This is a genomic window from Mesorhizobium sp. M0152 (genome assembly GCF_040322415.1).
GTDB lineage: Bacteria > Pseudomonadota > Alphaproteobacteria > Rhizobiales > Rhizobiaceae > Mesorhizobium.
Genome location: NZ_JAMYTH010000050.1, coordinates 1 through 17,642, shown reverse-complemented (window position 1 = coordinate 17,642; position 17,642 = coordinate 1). Strand labels below are relative to the sequence as shown.

At 60.2% G+C, this 17,642-nt stretch carries 23 protein-coding genes and 2 pseudogenes; 13 read left to right on the top strand and 12 right to left on the bottom strand.

The features are described 5' to 3' along the window. Positions 1–6: 6 nt before the first annotated feature. Positions 7–243 (bottom strand): hypothetical protein, encoded by a 237-nt coding sequence (locus tag NKJ26_RS29795; RefSeq protein ID WP_352699110.1) that lies wholly within the window; start codon positions 241–243, stop codon positions 7–9. Positions 244–308: 65 nt separating this feature from the next. Next, entirely contained in the window at positions 309–893 is a 585-nt protein-coding gene (locus tag NKJ26_RS29790; RefSeq protein ID WP_352699108.1) for a glutathione binding-like protein, read from the bottom strand. Positions 894–933: 40 nt separating this feature from the next. Here NKJ26_RS29790 and NKJ26_RS29785 point away from each other — a divergent pair, with 40 nt between their 5' ends. From NKJ26_RS29785 to NKJ26_RS29770, 4 genes and pseudogenes are all read left to right on the top strand, one after another. Further along, positions 934–1,071, top strand: a complete 138-nt coding sequence (locus NKJ26_RS29785) for a hypothetical protein (protein WP_352699106.1) — start codon at positions 934–936, stop codon at positions 1,069–1,071. A gap of 676 nt (positions 1,072–1,747) precedes the next feature. Then, a pseudogene (locus NKJ26_RS29780) lies at positions 1,748–2,933 on the top strand (ABC transporter ATP-binding protein/permease); the annotation flags it as partial. 348 nt (positions 2,934–3,281) lie between these two features. Further along, the gene (locus tag NKJ26_RS29775) at positions 3,282–3,644 is read left to right on the top strand and encodes an SPW repeat protein (protein WP_352699104.1); all 363 of its coding nucleotides are present in this window, start codon (positions 3,282–3,284) and stop codon (positions 3,642–3,644) included. Between the two features lie 578 nt (positions 3,645–4,222). After that, complete coding sequence (locus NKJ26_RS29770) at positions 4,223–5,359, top strand: PAS domain-containing protein (protein ID WP_352699102.1); 1,137 nt, start codon at positions 4,223–4,225, stop codon at positions 5,357–5,359. 49 nt (positions 5,360–5,408) lie between these two features. Here NKJ26_RS29770 and NKJ26_RS29765 read toward each other — a convergent pair whose 3' ends face one another. The 4 genes from NKJ26_RS29765 to NKJ26_RS29750 all read right to left on the bottom strand — a co-directional run bounded on the left by NKJ26_RS29765 (position 5,409) and on the right by NKJ26_RS29750 (position 7,749). Beyond that, positions 5,409–5,819: a cupin domain-containing protein gene (locus tag NKJ26_RS29765; RefSeq protein ID WP_352699100.1), complete on the bottom strand. Its 411-nt coding sequence runs from the start codon at positions 5,817–5,819 to the stop codon at positions 5,409–5,411. Between the two features lie 175 nt (positions 5,820–5,994). Then, a complete protein-coding gene (locus NKJ26_RS29760) occupies positions 5,995–6,282 on the bottom strand; it encodes a hypothetical protein (protein WP_352699099.1) in 288 nt (95 codons plus the stop codon). 120 nt (positions 6,283–6,402) lie between these two features. Beyond that, positions 6,403–7,161, bottom strand: a complete 759-nt coding sequence (locus tag NKJ26_RS29755) for an SDR family oxidoreductase (RefSeq protein WP_352699097.1) — start codon at positions 7,159–7,161, stop codon at positions 6,403–6,405. A 408-nt stretch (positions 7,162–7,569) separates the two neighbouring features. Next, complete coding sequence (locus NKJ26_RS29750) at positions 7,570–7,749, bottom strand: hypothetical protein (RefSeq protein ID WP_352699096.1); 180 nt, start codon at positions 7,747–7,749, stop codon at positions 7,570–7,572. Between the two features lie 185 nt (positions 7,750–7,934). Here NKJ26_RS29750 and NKJ26_RS29745 point away from each other — a divergent pair, with 185 nt between their 5' ends. The 4 genes from NKJ26_RS29745 to NKJ26_RS29730 all read left to right on the top strand — a co-directional run bounded on the left by NKJ26_RS29745 (position 7,935) and on the right by NKJ26_RS29730 (position 11,695). Next, a complete protein-coding gene (locus NKJ26_RS29745) occupies positions 7,935–8,675 on the top strand; it encodes an ATP-binding cassette domain-containing protein (protein WP_352699094.1) in 741 nt (246 codons plus the stop codon). A 55-nt stretch (positions 8,676–8,730) separates the two neighbouring features. After that, a complete protein-coding gene (locus tag NKJ26_RS29740) occupies positions 8,731–9,792 on the top strand; it encodes an ABC transporter permease (protein WP_352699093.1) in 1,062 nt (353 codons plus the stop codon). Between the two features lie 55 nt (positions 9,793–9,847). Continuing rightward, entirely contained in the window at positions 9,848–10,852 is a 1,005-nt protein-coding gene (locus tag NKJ26_RS29735) for a sugar-binding protein (protein ID WP_352699091.1), read from the top strand. A 93-nt stretch (positions 10,853–10,945) separates the two neighbouring features. After that, positions 10,946–11,695 (top strand): glucose 1-dehydrogenase, encoded by a 750-nt coding sequence (locus NKJ26_RS29730; RefSeq protein WP_352699089.1) that lies wholly within the window; start codon positions 10,946–10,948, stop codon positions 11,693–11,695. A gap of 27 nt (positions 11,696–11,722) precedes the next feature. On the opposite strand, the pseudogene NKJ26_RS29725 reads toward NKJ26_RS29730, so the two are convergent. The 6 genes and pseudogenes from NKJ26_RS29725 to NKJ26_RS29700 all read right to left on the bottom strand — a co-directional run. Further along, a pseudogene (locus tag NKJ26_RS29725) lies at positions 11,723–12,061 on the bottom strand (integrase); the annotation flags it as partial. 294 nt (positions 12,062–12,355) lie between these two features. After that, on the bottom strand, positions 12,356–12,673 hold the full coding sequence (locus NKJ26_RS29720; RefSeq protein ID WP_352699087.1) for a hypothetical protein: 318 nt from the start codon (positions 12,671–12,673) through the stop codon (positions 12,356–12,358). Further along, positions 12,670–12,891 (bottom strand): hypothetical protein, encoded by a 222-nt coding sequence (locus NKJ26_RS29715; RefSeq protein ID WP_352699085.1) that lies wholly within the window; start codon positions 12,889–12,891, stop codon positions 12,670–12,672. The genes NKJ26_RS29720 and NKJ26_RS29715 overlap by 4 nt, the downstream gene beginning before the upstream one ends. Before the next feature lie 25 nt (positions 12,892–12,916). Next, complete coding sequence (locus NKJ26_RS29710; protein ID WP_352699084.1) at positions 12,917–13,060, bottom strand: hypothetical protein; 144 nt, start codon at positions 13,058–13,060, stop codon at positions 12,917–12,919. Continuing rightward, positions 13,035–13,352: a hypothetical protein gene (locus NKJ26_RS29705; protein WP_352699082.1), complete on the bottom strand. Its 318-nt coding sequence runs from the start codon at positions 13,350–13,352 to the stop codon at positions 13,035–13,037. Before NKJ26_RS29705 ends, NKJ26_RS29710 begins: the two co-directional genes overlap by 26 nt. Next, positions 13,349–13,660, bottom strand: a complete 312-nt coding sequence (locus NKJ26_RS29700; protein ID WP_352699129.1) for a hypothetical protein — start codon at positions 13,658–13,660, stop codon at positions 13,349–13,351. The genes NKJ26_RS29705 and NKJ26_RS29700 overlap by 4 nt, the downstream gene beginning before the upstream one ends. 446 nt (positions 13,661–14,106) lie before the next feature. Between NKJ26_RS29700 and NKJ26_RS29695 the strand changes: the two genes are divergently transcribed. From NKJ26_RS29695 to NKJ26_RS29675, 5 genes are all read left to right on the top strand, one after another. Beyond that, entirely contained in the window at positions 14,107–14,475 is a 369-nt protein-coding gene (locus tag NKJ26_RS29695) for a co-chaperone GroES (RefSeq protein WP_352699080.1), read from the top strand. A gap of 114 nt (positions 14,476–14,589) precedes the next feature. Beyond that, positions 14,590–16,227, top strand: coding sequence for a chaperonin GroEL (groL, locus tag NKJ26_RS29690; protein WP_352699078.1), 1,638 nt, complete (start codon positions 14,590–14,592; stop codon positions 16,225–16,227). A gap of 23 nt (positions 16,228–16,250) precedes the next feature. After that, positions 16,251–16,466 carry a hypothetical protein gene (locus tag NKJ26_RS29685; RefSeq protein ID WP_352699076.1) on the top strand — a complete coding sequence of 72 codons (216 nt, stop codon included), beginning with the start codon at positions 16,251–16,253 and terminating at the stop codon, positions 16,464–16,466. A gap of 47 nt (positions 16,467–16,513) precedes the next feature. Next, positions 16,514–16,699: a hypothetical protein gene (locus NKJ26_RS29680; protein WP_352699074.1), complete on the top strand. Its 186-nt coding sequence runs from the start codon at positions 16,514–16,516 to the stop codon at positions 16,697–16,699. 429 nt (positions 16,700–17,128) lie between these two features. Next, positions 17,129–17,642: ISAs1 family transposase (locus NKJ26_RS29675; RefSeq protein WP_352699072.1), on the top strand; the 514-nt coding region annotated here is incomplete at its 3' end.

The following is a 17,642-nucleotide window of genomic DNA, read 5'->3' as shown; positions in this document are numbered from 1 at the left end:
TCACTTTCATTCATCGACTTGGCAGTGCCAGGCTGCATGCCCTGGCAATCGTTCAGGACGGCCGGGCGTGAGTGACGCCACCACCTGAAGTTGACGCCCCTGCCGGGCAACGTAGGAGGCTGCGTCTGTACGTGGGAAGACGATGCGGAGTGGCGCCTCGGCCTCCATCTTTAGAAATTCGGGGCGTAACCCATCGCCGCGCTCGGCAGCGATCAGGTGGAGGTTCTGCAGCAACGCAAGCATGACTGGCTCCTCTGTTGTATGCCTTGGCTCAGGGGCGATAGGACGCGCGACCGGCCAGTTCGCAGTTAGACGAGACCCTCACGATCCATCGCGGCGCGAACAGCCGGACGGGCCGCAATTCGGGTGCTGAGCGCTTCCGAAGGCGCGGGGATAGGGACTTGGAAGCGGGCGGCCCAGAGCAGCATGACGAAAAGATAGAAATCCGCGACGCTGGGTTTGTCGCCGAACAGATAGTCGGTCTTGAGTTGGTCCGCGAACAGGCCGAGTTGCGTCGTAATCGTCGCGCGCGCTTTGGCCTTTTCAGCATCGCTGCCTTGGTGCCACATGGGTTTGAAGCTTCGGTGTATTTCCGTCGAGACGTAGGTCAGCGCTTCGAGAACGCGCGTACGGCCCATTGGCCCTTCCACCCCCAGTGCCGGGTATTGCGACGCGATCCAATCGAGGACGGCGATGTTTTCTGTCAGCGTTTCCCCGCTATCCAGCACGAGGGCTGGAACATACCCTTTGCGCGTCACGGTGGTGAAATCCTCCCCGGAACCGGTCCGCTTGGTTTTGAGATCGACGGTTTCGCGCTCGAAGGAAGCACCAGTCTCCTCCAAGGCGATGTGGTCGGCCAGGCTGCAGGCGAGAGGGCTGTAGTAGAGTTTCACGGTCTTTCCCTTTCTGAACCCCCGATGACGTTTCGAAAATTTGGCCGTCGTCGGGCGCGAGGCTGCTCATCGCGATGCGCCGGTCATCATTGCCGGCGGCATCCACGCCGTCGGCAGCCAACTACGCTCCAGAGAACTCGCACTTGGCGGTGGGGATGGCTACGACACCGACAGCTAGGCGCGCCTATGCCGAGGTATGGTCGAGCTGAGCAATTGTTCCGTGGTTGCCGCACGCTCAACGCCGAGCGCCTCAGCTCAAATCAGGAATGGGTCAGGAGGAACCAGAGTCCCCGCCCTCCTGGACATGGCGTGCTCGACAGTCCACCAGTCCTTCGCTCGGGAGACCATAGACGAAGGTGTTGGAAGCGCGTGCCCTTGGCACGATGGCTCACATCCTGCCTTGGTTGGCATATTTCAAGCTGACATGCGGCGCGAAAACCGAAGCGTGGAATTGCGTGAAGTGCCGCCGACGAAATGAAGCATTTTTTTCCAGAGCCAGGAGTCATCATCATGCCGGAGGTGACCATTATGGTCCGGCGCCGATCCGCAGTCCTGCGACCGACGCCGTGCCTACGGCATCGAGCAAAAAAGCAGACAGAATGCCGGCGTACCGCAGACCGTCCGCAGGCCGATCGGTCCCAAGGAAGAATCTGGCCGAGGCAACTGGGGCCATGAACCCTGTCGGCATTGATTTCAGGACCGGGCGAGGCCTCGGTCTTTCCGCCGTCTCAACCGGCAAACGGCATTCCCAACCCTGGCCAGCACGGTAACCGCGACGAACCCGCTCGCAATCCCGAGTTCGCGGCACGGCTCTGGCGCCGATGTGACCCGCTTCGTAAGCATGGACCTCATGTATGGTTGACCAAGCGGACGACAACTCCGGTGTCAAGATGGCCGCCGTCTCGGTCGAGGCCAGCAGCCTCGGCGACCAATTGGCGACCATCCATCTAGGTTTGAAGGCATCGCCGGTCCGCAACTGGCTGCTCTGGACGTCGGTTGGAATCGTGGCAGTCATTGGCGCGACATCGATCGGCCAAGTCGTGCTCAACAGCTGGAACCAGCCCTTCTACGACGCGCTGGCGCGCCGCGACTTGCCGGTTCTCCTCTATCAGCTTGTGATCTTTGCCCTTATTGCCGGCAGCCTTCTGGTGCTCAGTATGAGCCAGGCCTGGCTTAACCAGATGATCCGGTTGAAGCTGCGCGAGGCGTTGACGCTCGACCTGATCGACCAATGGATGCACCCGGCGTGGGCGTTGCGATTGACAAATGCCGGTGCTATCGGCGTCAATCCCGACCAGCGCATGCAGCAGGACGCCGCGCACCTTTCCGATCTGTCGACGGACCTCGGGGTCGGGCTGCTGCAGTCGTTCATCCTGCTGGCGTCTTTTGTTGAGGTGCTCTGGCGAGTTTCTTCTGGCTTCGTCTTCCACATTGGCGGTTATCCCTTGGCGATACCAGGTTACATGGTGTGGGCGGCGCTGCTTTATGCCGGCATAGCATCGTGGCTGAGTTGGCTGGTGGGGCGCCCGCTGGTCAATCTCGACGGTGATCGTTACACACGGGAAGCGGAACTGCGCTCCTCCATGGTGCGCATCAACGAAAATGTCGATGCCATCGCGCTCTACCATGGCGAGGCCGACGCTAAGCGACGGCTGGAAATGGACCTCAGTGCGGTGCTGGCAGCAATGCGGCGCATCTACACCGCCCAGATCAACCTGTCATGGGTGACCAACACTTACGGCTGGATTGGCGTCGTGGTCCCAATCCTTATCGCGGCACCTGTGTATTTCTCGGGCCAGATAGGCTTCGGCGGACTGATGATGGCAGTCGGCGCGTTTAACCAGATGAATTCTTCGCTGCGCTGGTTCATCAACAAAGTCGGCAGCATCGCCGACTGGCGCGCCACGCTGATGCGTGTCGCCGATTTTCGCATCGCGCTGAATAAGACCGACGTGGTGCACGACATGGAAAAGCCCATCGAAGTCGGCGACAATGCCGATGGGCCTGATCACCGAGAAACTTGAGACCTGCTGTCCCGAATAGAAGGGAAAGCAGCCTGTTCTCGCCGCTGGACGAGGTTGTCCCCCGCTCCCCTCACGGATTGCCTCGAGAGTAAGGACAGACGTCAACTTACACGGTCTGCTAAATGCTATTGGCCGGGCAACGTCTTTGCTCCTCGGAGCGGAGGAATGCCACTTGGCATGTATGCCGGGGATCGCACATCCCTGACGAACTGTGACCGAGCGCACGATGTCTTCTACAATCATCGCGCGTGGACGCCCTAGACTTTAGCATCGACGAACAGGTGCCTGCGTAGAATTGGCGGGTACCTGGGACTGCCCCATTCTCCGCGTACCGGCCACCTCCGTGGCGCGGCTGAAGAAGGAGATGAAAATGAGAAATGATATACCAAGCAAGGGGTTGGAATGGACCAACCTTGTTCTCGGCGCAGGCTTAGCCTGCGCCGCAATCATGTTCGTCGGGCTACCTGCTGCGGCTTGGGACGCTGGGGTCGTGGGCGCGCTGATGGTGTGCAGCTCTGCCGTGGCCCTCTACCGCTACGGGGACTGGACGGAATGGTCCAACCTCACCTTGGGGTGCTGGGCAGTGGTCGCTCCGTTTCTGCTCGGCTTCGGATCTGCGCAGGGGCCGATGTGGACGCATGTCCTGGTCGGGGTTTGCGTAGCGACAATAGCTGCGGCGCAACTTGTGGCAAGTCGCAGGACGCAAGCTCATTCGAGCTCCAACTAACTCTGTTGCCCGGAGGGCGCCGCGGCGCGGCAACGGGAGGTTTCGGCTTGCCTCCTGTGCCTCGGCGCCTCCAACGCTGCTGCGCGCCTGCAGCGCTCAAAAGAGATGGAGCCCTATACTCAGGCTAAGTCGGTCTAAAAAAACCGCCATGCCTACATCGTTTGTCGTGTTGCACTGGCTTCAATGCTTCCGTTACGTCAGATATTGAGGAGAAGTTGTCGTTTTCCTCAGCCCCGAATTCGTGGTCTCCGGCGCGACGAAAGGAGATTGCGTTCGATCTTGGTTTTAGCGAAGTGACTGTGAAAAAAGGCGCGGTCCGTCTCACATCCATCCAACGATTGTCAGCCGCCTCCAACCTATTTCAGTGCCAGTTGAAGATGGCTTCGGCTGCCGGGAAAGCAGTCGCAGAATCGGTGAAAACGGGGCGCTTTGCGAACTGAGTAGACGGGGCCACGCTGACAGGTCGGCCGGGGAAGCGGATCCAGAGGGTCTCAGATGGAACTAACCTCATTGCCGCAGCACCGCGCCATGGCCTGCCGCTATTAGCGTTGGATGCGTTTTGGTTACGCTTTTAACCCATGGGCCATCTGACTTGTTGGTCGTGGTCGCAATTGTCTCGTCTGCATGGGCTGGAAGGCGGGATTGGGCGCCGTAGCAGCCGCCAGCTTGGTGTCAGCGGCTATCCTGCTGTCGCCGGAATACGTCACAGAGAACGGTCTTGCTCGGCTCGCGGCGTTTGTTTCGGCGCGTTTGCACTTTGGCTGGTGGTAAGAATCTTCGGGACCATCAGCTTCTATGACCGGCTTTACCAGGGCGCCGGGTCGGGCATCGCCGATATTCCGGGCATCGTCTGGTCCGCCTGTCCGGACGGACGCCTTCGGTTTCTCACTCCCGCAGCCCTTGGGTACATTGGCGTCACGGTCGAGGAAATGCGCGCGATCATGGATGCCGACGACTTTTCTTGGTGGCGGAGATTTGTCCATCACGACGATGTCGAGGCGAGCATTGCGCAATGGCGCCACAGCCTAGAGAGGGGCGAGCCTATGATCGAAGAAACGCGTTTGCGCCGGCTCGATAGCACCTATCAGTGGTTTCGCGATACCGGTGTTGCCTCGCGCGATGGCCAGGGGCGAATCGTCGGCCGGCATGGCCATACCGAGGACATAGACGACCGCAAAGCGGAGACCGCGCTGCGCAGGAGCGAGACGGAGCTCAGGCTGCTGATCAATACGGTGCCCACGATGATCTGGCTGATGACGCCGGCGGGATTGCCGTGCTATTTCAACAAACGGCTCACAGACTGGGCGGGCATCAGTTCAGCCAAGGAGGAACCGCGAGGCACGCGGCAGTTCGCCTCGCATGTGGAGTTGTTCCATCCGGATGCCCAGGCGGGCGTCAAGGCCGTGTTTCAGAAGTCATTTGCCCAGGGAGAGCCACTCCAGCACAAAGGTCGGCTGTGCCGGCAGGATGGCGAATATCGCTGGATCGATTCGTGCTTCGAACCGTTGCGCGACGAAGACGCAACAATCCTTCGCTGGTACGGCGTCAACTTCGATATCGACGACGAGGTCCGCGCGAGGAATCACTGCGTCTGGGGGACGAGCGGCTCGCGGCGCCCTCCGCGCCGCCAGCGGAGATCATCTCCCGGACCGCACGACACGACTGGGCTGGTCATGAGGCGGACGCTGGGGATGCCCGCGATATCGGGCTTGTGAGGTCGACGTGCATCAAAGTCCTCCGAGATCGCCTTGCCTTCTGTCGACCTCACTTTTCGAATGTCGTCAGGTTTGTGTCGTCCGTATCCACGACGAACACGGCAAGCAATCGAGCAGGCTCGGTGGTGCTGGCATTTCCGCTGACGCCGTGATGATCACCGGGGAACTCGGACCAACTGTCGCCAGTCCGATAAGTGGTCATTGGCCCATTATTGACCTGACTGCGGATCGCGCCTTCCAGAACCGTTGCGAAGATAAAAGCCGACTTCGCGTGAGTATGTGACGGGGAGCTGCCGCCAGGCCCATACTCGACCAGCACGGCACGCATGCTCTTGCCGGGCACATTTGGGAGTTGGTGGTCGTAGACCATGGTCACCTTTGCGCCTGAAGAATCGTCGGCCTTGGCCCCGGTTGCAAAAGCAGCTGCAAGAGCAGCGGTACAGAGGATGGTCTTAATCATGGTTTTGGTTCCTTGTTGCGATGAGGTGAAGAAGGATCGCCGGCCGATGGGAGGGGCGGCCGGCGATCAGGCTCTTGCCGGGGGGAGCGGCGTGAGCCTATGACCTGATGAAGGCGAGCAGATCAGTTTGACTATGTCGCGCTGGGTCGTGACATGACGTGCGTGCGGAAAACTCTCAGAGACCTTCAGTGTCCCGCGTTTCAGGATCTTTGCGGCCAAGGCATTGACTGGAAAGAAGCGGGGGTTGGTCCTCGCGCAAAACCAATTTGCCGTTGCTTCTTCGGCTCCGCATTACGGCCGTTCTGTCGGCTTTTGCCATGTAGCGGCCCTCAGTCAATGTTTCGATGAAACGCGACGCCTGCCAGTCTTTTGGCCAAGGGCCGGCGACATATGTCTCGTCTTTGTAGACAAAGAAGACAGAGTAACCGTTTGCGTCCGCTTCCTTTTTTACGCGGTATTTCATTTTATTTGCCTTACACGCTGCTTGAACTTTCGTGCTAAATTGGAAAGCAACTTAATTTGGTTGCTCAAGGGAGATCGATCTTGAGGCAACCGCTGCGTCGAGCGGCACGCAAATCACAGATCAGTTCCGCTGGAGCTTGGCGTGGCCGAACCAGTCTTCGAAGTCCGTTGCACCGATGCGCGGATGATCGCCTGGCACTAGGGAGCGATCGTTAAGTTCCGTGCCGAAATAGCGTGCCTGGGGATCCGCTGTTACTTTACGCGGATCGTTCGTTGCCTTCAGAAATCTAGCAACGAGGTCGCTCATGCGGATCGGCTCTGGGCCTGCAATCTCGATCACGCCATTGACCGGTGGCAAAAGCGCCACATCAGTCATGATGTCCGCGACGTCGTCAGACGCGATTGGTTGAAAATAGGCATTCGGAACTGTCGTGATGTCCCCGACAGTACCCGACTGGGCAATGCCGCTCAGAAATTCGAAAAACTGCGTCGAGTGGACGATCGTGTATGGGATTGCGGAGCCTCGGATCAGTCTTTCCTGGGCCATCTTGGCGCGCATGTAGCCGCTATCAGGCAGACGCTCGGCGCCCACGATCGAAAGGGCGATGTGGTGCTTCACGCCGGCGGCTTTTTCTGCTGCGAGCAAGTTCCGGCCAGAGGTTTCGAAGAACTCCAGAACGGCCTTGTCCTCGAAAGAGGGCGAATTCGCCAGGTCGATGACGACCTGGGCTCCCGCAAGCGCTTCGGAGAGACCCTCGCCAGTGATCGTGTTGACGCCGCCGTTGGGTGACGCTGCGAGCACATCATGGCCCTTCTTACGCAGCCTCTCGACTGTCTTCGAGCCGATCAGTCCGGTTCCACCAATAACAACGATCTTCATGACGTACTTCCTCGGTCCGTGATTCAGGTTCGATTTTCTGATCGAGCGGCCAATTGGCCGGCGCTTCGCTTGTCTTCGTTCGAGACAGTGCACCGGGGCTGCCGGTCCAGACTATCGACCGGAAGCATCTGTCATGCGATGCGAAGGTCTAGGACGTATGCATCCGTCGAATGGGGATTCTAGTCAGCAGGGAGACAGCGACTTGAGGTACTAGCTAGCCGGCATGCCGCCCGGGGGCGGTCAGGGGCCATCACCATTAAGGTCGGCTGAGAGGCCGCTTCGGCCAGCCGCAAATTGCTCTTCGACCGCACTGAGGCGCATTCCGGTCAGGCAGCTTTGGGGCCGATTTCAGACCGTCCGGTTTAGGGGCGGATTCAAGGTTGGCTGCCATTCGACTCCCGGACCTCATCACGGTCGAAACGGCGTGGGCTTCTGTTCGTTTGGATCATTGTCCTTGAAGGCTCCTCTGTTGGCTTGGCAGCTCTCCATGCGTCGACCACCGACGATCTCCACCGGGACCAGCGCTTTCTCCCAGTTATCCAGAGCGCTAACAATATCAGCGGATTCCAGTTCACGCTTCTCTTCCATGAGGACTCCACTGCTCCTTGGTGGCAATTGATGTAGAGGCCTACCGCTTCTCACCTGCCGTTCCAGAGGAAGATTGCCATCTGATACGGCCAATCTAATAATCATTGTGTTGAGTGCGTTTCGCTGATTAGCTGCCTTGCGTAACACCGGGACAAATTGGCAAATGTTGTCCGGGGAGGACCGCGATGTCGGTGCTTGAGGTTCGTCACGTTTCCAAGAACTTTGGGGCGATCCAGGCCCTGACCGACGTCAGCTTCCAGGTGGAGCGGGGTGAAGTCGTGGGTCTGATGGGGGACAACGGCGCCGGCAAGTCGACGATAGTCAAGACAGTGGCCGGAAATTTTCCGCCGAACGACGGCGAAATTGTCGTGGACGGCGAGGTTTGTCACTTCCATAAACCCGTTCAGGCCCGTGCCAAGGGAATTGAAGTCGTCTATCAGGAACTGGCGCTCGCGGATAATCTGACGGCCGCGCAAAATGTCTTTCTTGGTCGCGAGATGAAGAAGGGCTTCTGGCCGATCAGAGTGCTCGACAAGCAGGCGATGATCGACCGCTCGGCAGCGCTGTTCAGGGAACTCAAATCGGAAACCCGGCCGCGCGACCTCGTCAGGAAGATGTCGGGTGGGCAGCGCCAGGCGGTAGCCATCGCGCGGACCCGGCTTTCAAACGCCAAGCTGGTGTTGATGGACGAGCCGACGGCCGCCATCTCGGTACGCCAGGTGGCAGAGGTGCTCGAATTGATCCGGCGCCTCAAAGCGCAAGGTGTCGGCGTCATGTTGATCAGCCACCGCATGCCTGACGTTTTCGCCGTTGCAGATCGTATCATTGTGCTCAGGCGAGGTTCGAAGGTTGCTGACAAGAATGTTGACAATACGTCGCCCGAGGAAATCACCGGACTGATAACGGGGGCCATCCGTGGCGAATAGTGCTCAGGAGTCGGTTGGTGCTAGGGAGTCGGCCCCGGAAACTGGCCGATCGGCCATGTCGGACTTCGTCCCGACCAAGGAAAAGACGGCGCTTCAACATGTATTTTCAAGTCAGCCGTTCTGGGTGACGATCGCGCTCATTGCCCTCGTCATCTTGATGACGGCAATGGAGCCGAGCTTCGGCACCTCCGAAAACGCCGCCAACGTCACACGCAACTTCGCACCTTTCGGCATCATGGCGCTCGGCATGACGGTGGTGATCATCACCGGCGGCATCGATCTGTCGGTCGGCTCGATCATGGGCCTGGTGGTCATCGTCGCCGGCCTGTTCCTGACCTGGCACTATCCCTGGTACATCGCATTCGCCGCCGGCCTTTTCTCTGGTATGGCGTGCGGCGCGGTCAACGGATTCTTTGTCGCCTATATCGGAATGCCGTCCTTTGTGGTCACCCTCGGCATGCTTTCCGCGGCGCGTTCGCTGGCCGTCGTATTTTCCGCCAACCAGATGCTCTACCAATTCGGGCCCGATGCCCCGATCGTAAAGGCGATTGGTCAGGCGAAATGGCCGCTGCATGGGGCGCAGAATTGGGCACCGCACTGGATACCAGAACTGTCGTCGCAGTTCTGGACCATGGTGATTCTGGCCCTGATCGTCGGTTTCGTCTTCAATTTCACTGCCTGGGCCCGGCATCTCTTCGCCATCGGGGGCAATGAGGAGGCGGCACGGCTCACCGGCGTGCCGGTCGACTGGATCAAATTCGAGGCCTATGTCTTCTCGGCCTTCACCGCTTCGGTCGCCTCACTCCTGCTCCTCGGCTACAACGGCTCGGCCATCAATGCCATGGGCCAGGGCTACGAGTTGCGCGTGATCGCAGCGACGGTCATCGGCGGAGCCAGCCTTATGGGCGGAGCCGGCACGGCCTTCGGCGCGATCATCGGTTCGGCGTTCCTCGAAGTGATCAGGAATGCGCTGCTGATGGCCGGTATCGATTCAAATTGGCAAGGCGCATTCGTCGGCGCCTTCATCGTTCTCGCGGTTCTTTTGGGCATGCAAACCGGCGGCAAATCGATTCTCGCCGCTTGGCTGGCAGTCTTGATGCCCAAAAAAAGCCGCTAGAAACCCCGCCGGCGGGAGGCCTGCGGGGCATTCCACTTAGGAGGAGAACGTCAAAATGAAAAGAAAACTGCTGATGGCGGCCGTGGCGCTTGGCGCAATGGTGATCGCCGTTTCCGGCGCTCAGGCGAAATATACCTTCGCCCTGGTACCGAAGAACATGAACAATCCTTTTTTCGACCAGGCACGCGACGGCTGCAAGAAGGCCGAAGCCGAATCGAAGGGCGCCTTGGAATGCATGTATATCGGCCCCGGCGAGCATGGCGGCGGCGACGAGCAGGTGCAGATCGTGCAGGATCTCGTAGCCAAGAAGGTGGACGGCATTGCCGTGTCACCATCGAACGCTGCGGCGATGGCGGTTGCGCTGCAGGCCGCCAAGGAAGCCGGCATTCCGGTCCTCACCTGGGACTCCGACCTGCTGCCCGAGAACAAGGAGCTTCGCGTCGCTTACATCGGCACCCACAATTATGAGATCGGCGTGAACCTGGCCATGCTTGCCATGCAGGTCAAGCCTAAAGGCGGCACGATCTGCATCCAGTCGGGCGGCGCGGCGGCGGCCAACCACAATGAACGCATGCAGGGCATTCGCGATACGCTTTCGGGCACCAAATCGGCGGCCTCCCCCGGGGACCGGCTGACGGGCCAGAATGGCTGGACCGAAATCGAGGGCTGTCCGCTCTACACCAACGATGACTTCCCGCTTTCGGTGCAGCAGTTTGAGGACATCATGGCGAAAAATCCGAACCTTGATGCATTCATTCCAACGGGTGGCTTCCCGCAGTTCATTCCTGACGCCAACCGCGCCGCAGTCGCACCGTACAAGGACAAGATTGCCTCGAAAGCGCTGGCCCTTGTCGTCGCCGACACGCTTCCCGTGCAGATCGATCAGATGAAGGAAGGGCTCTCGCTTGGCCAGGTCGGCCAGAGGCCGTTCGAAATGGGCTACAAGACGATGATGGCACTGAAGGACATGAAGGACGGCAAGGCGCCCCCGGCTGACCCAACCTACACAGGCCTCGACGTCTGCACGCCGCAGACGGCCGATACCTGCGTCGCCAAGTAGTGATTTAGGGCGGGAGGAAACTCCCGCCCCTTTCATTGGAGCGGGGTGCGGTTACACTGCCGCATTGTCATCTATCTCGCGCCTGGGATTTCAATGTCGGAAATGTTCTCGCTCAAGGGCCGGGTCGCATTGGTGACGGGTGCTTCACGTGGCCTCGGCTTTGCCATGGCCAAGGCGCTTGCGGAAAACGGCGCAACGGTAATTGTCAATGCGCGCAACATCGACACCCTCTCCGCGGCGGCGGAAAAAATCGGGGCCGAAGCCCTGCCGTTCGATGTCGCGGACGCGGCGACCTCAAGGGCGGCGCTTGAGGGGATTGTCGAACGCCACGGCCGCCTCGATATCCTGGTCAACAACGCCGGCATCCAGCACCGCAGCCCGTTGGTCGAATGGAAGGACGAGGACTTCGACCGCGTGATTGCAGTCAATCTTTCGGCCTGCTTCCGAACGATACGCGAGGCGGTGCGCCTGATGCTGCCGAACAAATTCGGGCGCATCATAAACACTGGATCGGTTGCAGCGATCCTTGGCCGCCCCACCATTCACGCCTATGTGGCGGCGAAGGCGGGGTTGCATGGACTGACACGCTCGACTGCCGCCGAGATGGGCCGTCACGGCATCACCATCAACGCGATCGCCCCGGGCTATTTCGCCACCGAGCTCAACACCGCGCTCATCAACGACGACGCCTTTACCAAATGGGTCGAGGCGCGAACCCCTGCTGGCCGCTGGGCTCAACCTGAGGAACTCAGCGGAGCCGTGGTGTTTCTCGCATCCGACGCTGCCGCCTACGTCAACGGACATGTTTTGGCGGTCGACGGGGGGCTATCGGTCTCCCTCTGACCCTGCGAACTTCGTTTACCAGACTGGCAGCCAGGCAGCACATGCGACAAGACTGCAGCGTGCGTCGCTCATCAATTTGAACTGCACCGGTCGGCCCGTCTTCTGTTGCACGACCATCGCGCGGGTTCGAATTTCCGGCCCGAGAACCAAGGTGCCGATCTTGATCCTGACGAGATCGCAGCCGCGCAACTTGCTGTCCATTGCTAGGTCGAAGAGGGCTCGATCGCGCAATCGCCGCTCTCGATCGAGAAAGAATCGGATTGCCCATATCTGTCGAGGTCTCAGCGGGCGTTTCGCTCCGACCTTCTTGCCCGCGTTCCAGGCGCGGCGATCGGGAGCGGTGGGGTCATAGTGTGAATGTCCCATTTCGTTTCTCCTTCGGCCATGATTGGCCACCGGAGGAATGCCCGGGTACTGACTCGGTTAGGATTGGGGCCGGAAACAGACGGTCCGGGTCTGGAAGCCAGAAAGGCGCATTCCGCTGGCGACCTCCATCTTGGCCGCAACGACGCTGCTAGCTATTACTCGACTGTGGCACCGCGTGCCCGCTTGCTGCAGGAGGCGACATTCCGGTCCTACCAGAACGTTCGTGATACGGTGCCTACATACTGAAAATCGCGCACTTCATCGAATCTGCGGCTGGGTTGGGAAAGGAGAGCGTCATGATTGGCCCGCCGCTGCCTGTGGGACAATTGGCGGCGCCGCGAGCCGCGCCCTCCGGCGCTCGGCATTGCGGTGGTTGAGGGACAACATGCTGCGCGTCGCATCCGACCGGCTGAGGCCGGTCATCGCACCACCGTCGATCAGCGCCGGAATTCCGCTGAAGACATGATATACGGTCCAGGACCGATCCGCTTCGACGCGGCGGCCATACTGACGGTCCGCGAAGTCGCGTGCCGATGCGCCACCCTCATTTTCCCAGGCCGCAAGCCCGGCGGTGTTGCGCTGCCGATCGGTTTCGTTGCTATAGGCATTCATGGTGTTGGCCTTTCCTCATTAATCGCATAGAGCGTCGCGCCATTCGCGTCGACGATGGTCATGGCGTCCGGCTGCTGCGGCATGTTCAGGGTTTTTGCCAAAATCCTGGCGACCTCGATCGCATGGTCGAGGTTGGTCGCTTGCGCCGTCTCGCGCCCGACCACGGCATGCGCGTTGTCCGAGTTTCGGGTGCGATAGAATTCGATCACGATCTTCATCGTCATCCGGGCCCCTGTCGCAACGTCAGTTCTTGCCCTTGCCGCGCAGGGCACTGATGTTGGCGGCAAGTCTGGTCTGGGCGCCGAATACGCTTTCAGCCTTGGGCGGGACCTTTTCCTGCTTGGGCTTCCTGATCTCCCGGCTAGATCGTTTCTGTCCCTTTGACATGTTCGAAGATCCTTTCGCTTAGCATTATGCTGTCACCCGGCGACGTGTCGCCCGGTTCGAGACTGTCCTGCGTCGCCACCCGTTCATGAAGTTCGACGTCGCTGCGGATGCGGTACTGCGGCGAATTTCCGCTCGGCAGGAGCCTTGCTGTGGCGCGATAGATTTCCGCCGCCTTTGGAAACGTGCCGGTGCCGCTCTTCAGCCGGACAGCCTGTCCGACGTCGAAGAGATGCGTTGCGGCTTCGCGGTGGACCGGGCGTGCGTTGCGTTGCATCCGGCTTGTGGTTCTCATGATTGTCTCTCGTCCAGCTCCAGCGAGGCTTGAAGCAATGCCGGTTCGATCGGGACCATCTGCTGCGTAGCACCGCTCGCGGTGATCGCCGGCAGGTGAATGAAGGTGGCCACGCGGCGCCATGCGATCTGGGAAGTCCTTTCGTGGGCCTCCTCGTCATGGTCGACCCGATACTCTCCGGGCGGTTGCGGTTGATCAAAGCCGGGCAACGAAAACGCCGACTTGAAGCGAACGACTGTATTTGTGGTGCGGCTGGTCGTGAATTGCGGCTTTCCGCGGAAACGGGCGGCTGCGCTTTTCCGTATCACACCCACTCGAACCGCTGGGACGATGCCCGACGCTGCCAGTACATCCGTGGTCAGCATCGGTTTCATTCCAGGGTCCGAACGGAACGAAATGTGCGCCGGACCGGCGCATGCACTCGTTTTCGAGAATTCGGTGGTGAATGGCGAGGGCTCTGACGTAAAGCCAACTCGACCCAAATCAACGAATTTTGCATATGCGCCTCAATTGAGTTCCAAACAAGGTCGCGGCCCTCTTTATTTGATCTTTGAAATAATAACCTGCATCCGCGAAATTCAATCCGACAGAAAGTTTTCCTCCCATCCGAACGAATTTCTGCGCGTCTCGAATTATATCGTTCGAATTCTTGGCCATTAGCGAGAAATAATTCTGGCACTCCTATCTATCGAGTGCCAACGCGCCTATATCAGGAATAGCGGCCGCCTATGCCGGCCCCAGAAAGAAGTTTCCCATGAAATTCAGGCCTCTCCACGACCGCGTCGTCATTCGTCGCGCCGAAGGCGACACCAAATCCAAGGGCGGCATCATCATTCCCGACAATGCCAAGGAAAAACCGCAGGAAGGCGAAGTGATCGCCGTCGGCCCGGGCGCGCGCGACGAAAGCGGCGCGTTGATCGTGCCCGATGTGAAAGCTGGCGACCTGATCCTGTTCGGCAAATGGTCGGGCACCGAGGTCAAGATCGACGGTGAGGACCTTCTGATCATGAAGGAAGCCGACATCATGGGCGTCATCGAGAAGAGCAAGACGGCGGCCACCGAGAAAAGCGGTGCCGCCAAGACCGTGGCCACCAAGCCCGTGACCGCCAAGAAGGCTGCCTGATCGGCGCGGCGCGCGGCCTTCGGGACGCGTAAGGACGCTGCTGGACTTAGAGACAACAGCGCTGCGCGTTCCGCGCGGCGACTGGCCCACTCCAAATCGAACTGGATGAAAATCATGTCTGCCAAGGAAATCAAATTCGCCACCGACGCCCGCGACCGTATGCTGCGCGGCGTCGAAATCCTCAACAATGCGGTGAAGGTCACGCTCGGCCCCAAGGGCCGCAACGTCATCATCGACAAGGCCTATGGCGCGCCGCGCATCACCAAGGACGGCGTCACCGTCGCAAAGGAAATCGAGCTTGCCGACAAGTTCGAGAACATGGGCGCGCAGATGGTGCGCGAAGTCGCCTCGAAGACCAACGATCTGGCCGGTGACGGCACCACCACCGCCACGGTTCTGGCCGCCTCGATCCTGCGCGAAGGCGCCAAGCTGGTCGCCGCCGGCATGAACCCGATGGACCTCAAGCGCGGCATCGATCAGGCGGTCAACGCCGTCGTCCGGGAAATCAAGGCGAAGGCCAAGAAGGTCAAGTCGTCGGCCGAGATCGCCCAGGTCGGCACCATCGCCGCCAATGGCGACGCCAGCGTTGGCGAGATGATCGCCAAGGCGATGGACAAGGTCGGCAATGACGGCGTCATCACCGTCGAGGAAGCCAAGACCGCTGAAACCGAGCTCGACGTCGTCGAGGGCATGCAGTTCGACCGCGGCTACCTCTCGCCCTATTTCGTCACCAATGCCGACAAGATGCGCGTCGAACTGGAAGAGCCTTATGTGCTCATCCACGAGAAGAAGCTCGGCAATCTGCAGGCGATGCTGCCGATCCTTGAAGCGGTGGTGCAAAGCGGCCGCCCGCTGCTGATCATCTCCGAGGACGTCGAAGGCGAGGCACTCGCCACGCTGGTCGTCAACAAATTGCGCGGTGGCCTGAAGGTCGCGGCCGTCAAGGCGCCGGGCTTCGGCGACCGCCGCAAGGCGATGCTGGAAGACGTCGCGGTGCTCACATCAGGCCAGATGATCTCGGAAGATCTCGGCATCAAGCTCGAAAAAGTCACCATCGAAATGCTTGGCCGCGCCAAGCGCGTGCTGATCGAGAAGGACACCACTACGATCATCGACGGCGCCGGCACCAAGGCGACCATCCAAGCGCGCGTCGCTCAGATCAAGGGCCAGATCGAGGAGACCACCTCCGACTACGACAAGGAAAAGCTGCAGGAGCGGCTGGCCAAGCTTGCCGGCGGCGTTGCCGTCATCCGCGTCGGCGGCGCCACCGAGTCGGAAGTCAAGGAAAAGAAGGACCGCATCGACGATGCGCTGAACGCAACGCGCGCCGCGGTTGAAGAAGGCATCGTTCCTGGCGGCGGCGTGGCACTGCTGCGTGCCAGGTCGGCACTGGCCGGCTTGAATGGCGCCAATGCCGATGTCACCGCCGGCATCTCGATCGTGCTTCGGGCGCTTGAGGCGCCGATCCGCCAGATCGCCGAGAATTCCGGCGTCGAGGGCTCCATCGTAGTCGGCAAGCTCTCCGACAGCAAGGACCACAATCGGGGCTTTGACGCCCAGAACGAGACCTATGTCGACATGATCAAGGCCGGTATCGTCGATCCCGCGAAAGTGGTGCGCACCGCTCTGCAGGACGCCGGCTCGATCGCGGCCTTGCTGATCACCGCTGAAGCCATGATCACCGACATTCCGGCCAAGGATGCCGCACCGGCAGGTGGTGGCGGCGGCGGTGGCGGCAGCATGGGATACTGAGACCTTGGCGTCCGGAGAAGTTCGTGCGTGAGCCGACGCTGCTTCCGGTATTCGGCAGGCTTGCGGTCAAGCCGCCGGTCGCCATTGTGGCCACGCCGGTCATATCCAGGAAAATGAAGAACGGGGTAGCGCGCATGCGGGAGGGCATCTCATCGCACGGAGGCCTGGCTTTGAAGGTGTGCGTGGTGCTGTGGACAGTCGTTCTCCTGGCGGCAGTGTTTTTCATTCTGCAGGCCTGAACCGATCGACACACATGGGTGCCGGCGAATATGAATAGGACGCGAGTATGGCAAACCGCTACGCGCTTCGCATGGACCGCCCGGACAGTTGGACAGTTTTCGACGTTTTCACCGGCCAGCCCGCCGAGTCCAACAATAGGGTCATGGTCGGCATCAATGCCGGCGAAGCGGACGAGATGGTCGGCCGGCTGAACGATCGAGACGCCAAGCGGCGGGAACAGACCGGCCGCTGAGCTGACGCGCCGCAGAGCAAATTCGCCGGAATGATTCGCTAAGCACCTGTGGGGGGCGTACAGTCCGTTGTCGCCGCCCGCAGAAGAATGGGCACCGGCGCTTGAGAGCGCCCATCGTACTCCCGCCCCCTCGATGGGAGCCGCATTATGGACAACGATCAATCGGCCGATGTGATTTCGACTTTTGACTGCAATATCCTGCGTGACGCGTTCAGAACATCGGTCATTTGAAAAGCAGACCCCGAGGATCAGTGGCAGGCATACGCCGCGCTTTTGATCCGCGGCTATACCGGCAACTCGGATTTTGATCCAGCGTTGCTGGCCTGGATCGCACGGCTGGGAATTCAGGTTAACGGGATTTCGGGCGCATTTTGCATTGACGTGCGGGTGTGATTCGCTGGGCGCTGTGATTCGGTTGGGAGCGCTGCGATGGATGGTTTGGTAGTTCGGTTTTCCGGCGAGGAGGTTCCGCGTGCGCGTCTGGCCCTATTGCTGGAGCATTTTTCCGCGCTTTCGGACGATCGCGAGCCGCAGCGGATCATGTACCGGCTCGACGAGGTGCTGCTGCTGGTGACCTGCGCCACCATCTGCTCCTGCGACGATTTCGACGAGATCGCTGCCTGGGGCGAGCATCATCTCGGCTTTCTGCGCCGCTTCTCGGAGTTCCATTTCGGCATCCCCTGCGAACGCTGGCTGCGCATTCTGGTCAATCGCATCGATCCGATCCTGTTCGGGCGCTGCTTCGAAAGCTGGATTGCGGCACTGTGGCCGGACCGGCACGACCTCATCGCCATCGACGGCAAGACCTCGCGCCGCACGCACGACCAGCGCAAGGGCTTGAAGGCGCTGCATACGCTGTCGGCCTACGCCACAGGTGCCCGCCTGACCTTGGCGCAGCTCTCGGTGCCCGAAAAGACCAACGAGATCACCGCCATCCCCGATC

Coding starts and splice junctions, on each gene's coding strand:
- NKJ26_RS29795 (WP_352699110.1), bottom strand. CDS start 243: ATGCTTGCGTTGCTGCAGAACCTCCACCTGATCGCTGCCGAGCGCGGC.
- NKJ26_RS29775 (WP_352699104.1), top strand. CDS start 3,282: ATGAAAATGAGAAATGATATACCAAGCAAGGGGTTGGAATGGACCAAC.
- NKJ26_RS29770 (WP_352699102.1), top strand. CDS start 4,223: ATGGGCCATCTGACTTGTTGGTCGTGGTCGCAATTGTCTCGTCTGCAT.
- NKJ26_RS29765 (WP_352699100.1), bottom strand. CDS start 5,819: ATGATTAAGACCATCCTCTGTACCGCTGCTCTTGCAGCTGCTTTTGCA.
- NKJ26_RS29760 (WP_352699099.1), bottom strand. CDS start 6,282: ATGAAATACCGCGTAAAAAAGGAAGCGGACGCAAACGGTTACTCTGTC.
- NKJ26_RS29755 (WP_352699097.1), bottom strand. CDS start 7,161: ATGAAGATCGTTGTTATTGGTGGAACCGGACTGATCGGCTCGAAGACA.
- NKJ26_RS29750 (WP_352699096.1), bottom strand. CDS start 7,749: ATGGAAGAGAAGCGTGAACTGGAATCCGCTGATATTGTTAGCGCTCTG.
- NKJ26_RS29745 (WP_352699094.1), top strand. CDS start 7,935: ATGTCGGTGCTTGAGGTTCGTCACGTTTCCAAGAACTTTGGGGCGATC.
- NKJ26_RS29740 (WP_352699093.1), top strand. CDS start 8,731: ATGTCGGACTTCGTCCCGACCAAGGAAAAGACGGCGCTTCAACATGTA.
- NKJ26_RS29735 (WP_352699091.1), top strand. CDS start 9,848: ATGAAAAGAAAACTGCTGATGGCGGCCGTGGCGCTTGGCGCAATGGTG.
- NKJ26_RS29730 (WP_352699089.1), top strand. CDS start 10,946: ATGTCGGAAATGTTCTCGCTCAAGGGCCGGGTCGCATTGGTGACGGGT.
- NKJ26_RS29720 (WP_352699087.1), bottom strand. CDS start 12,673: ATGAATGCCTATAGCAACGAAACCGATCGGCAGCGCAACACCGCCGGG.
- NKJ26_RS29715 (WP_352699085.1), bottom strand. CDS start 12,891: ATGAAGATCGTGATCGAATTCTATCGCACCCGAAACTCGGACAACGCG.
- NKJ26_RS29710 (WP_352699084.1), bottom strand. CDS start 13,060: ATGTCAAAGGGACAGAAACGATCTAGCCGGGAGATCAGGAAGCCCAAG.
- NKJ26_RS29705 (WP_352699082.1), bottom strand. CDS start 13,352: ATGAGAACCACAAGCCGGATGCAACGCAACGCACGCCCGGTCCACCGC.
- NKJ26_RS29695 (WP_352699080.1), top strand. CDS start 14,107: ATGAAATTCAGGCCTCTCCACGACCGCGTCGTCATTCGTCGCGCCGAA.
- groL (WP_352699078.1), top strand. CDS start 14,590: ATGTCTGCCAAGGAAATCAAATTCGCCACCGACGCCCGCGACCGTATG.
- NKJ26_RS29680 (WP_352699074.1), top strand. CDS start 16,514: ATGGCAAACCGCTACGCGCTTCGCATGGACCGCCCGGACAGTTGGACA.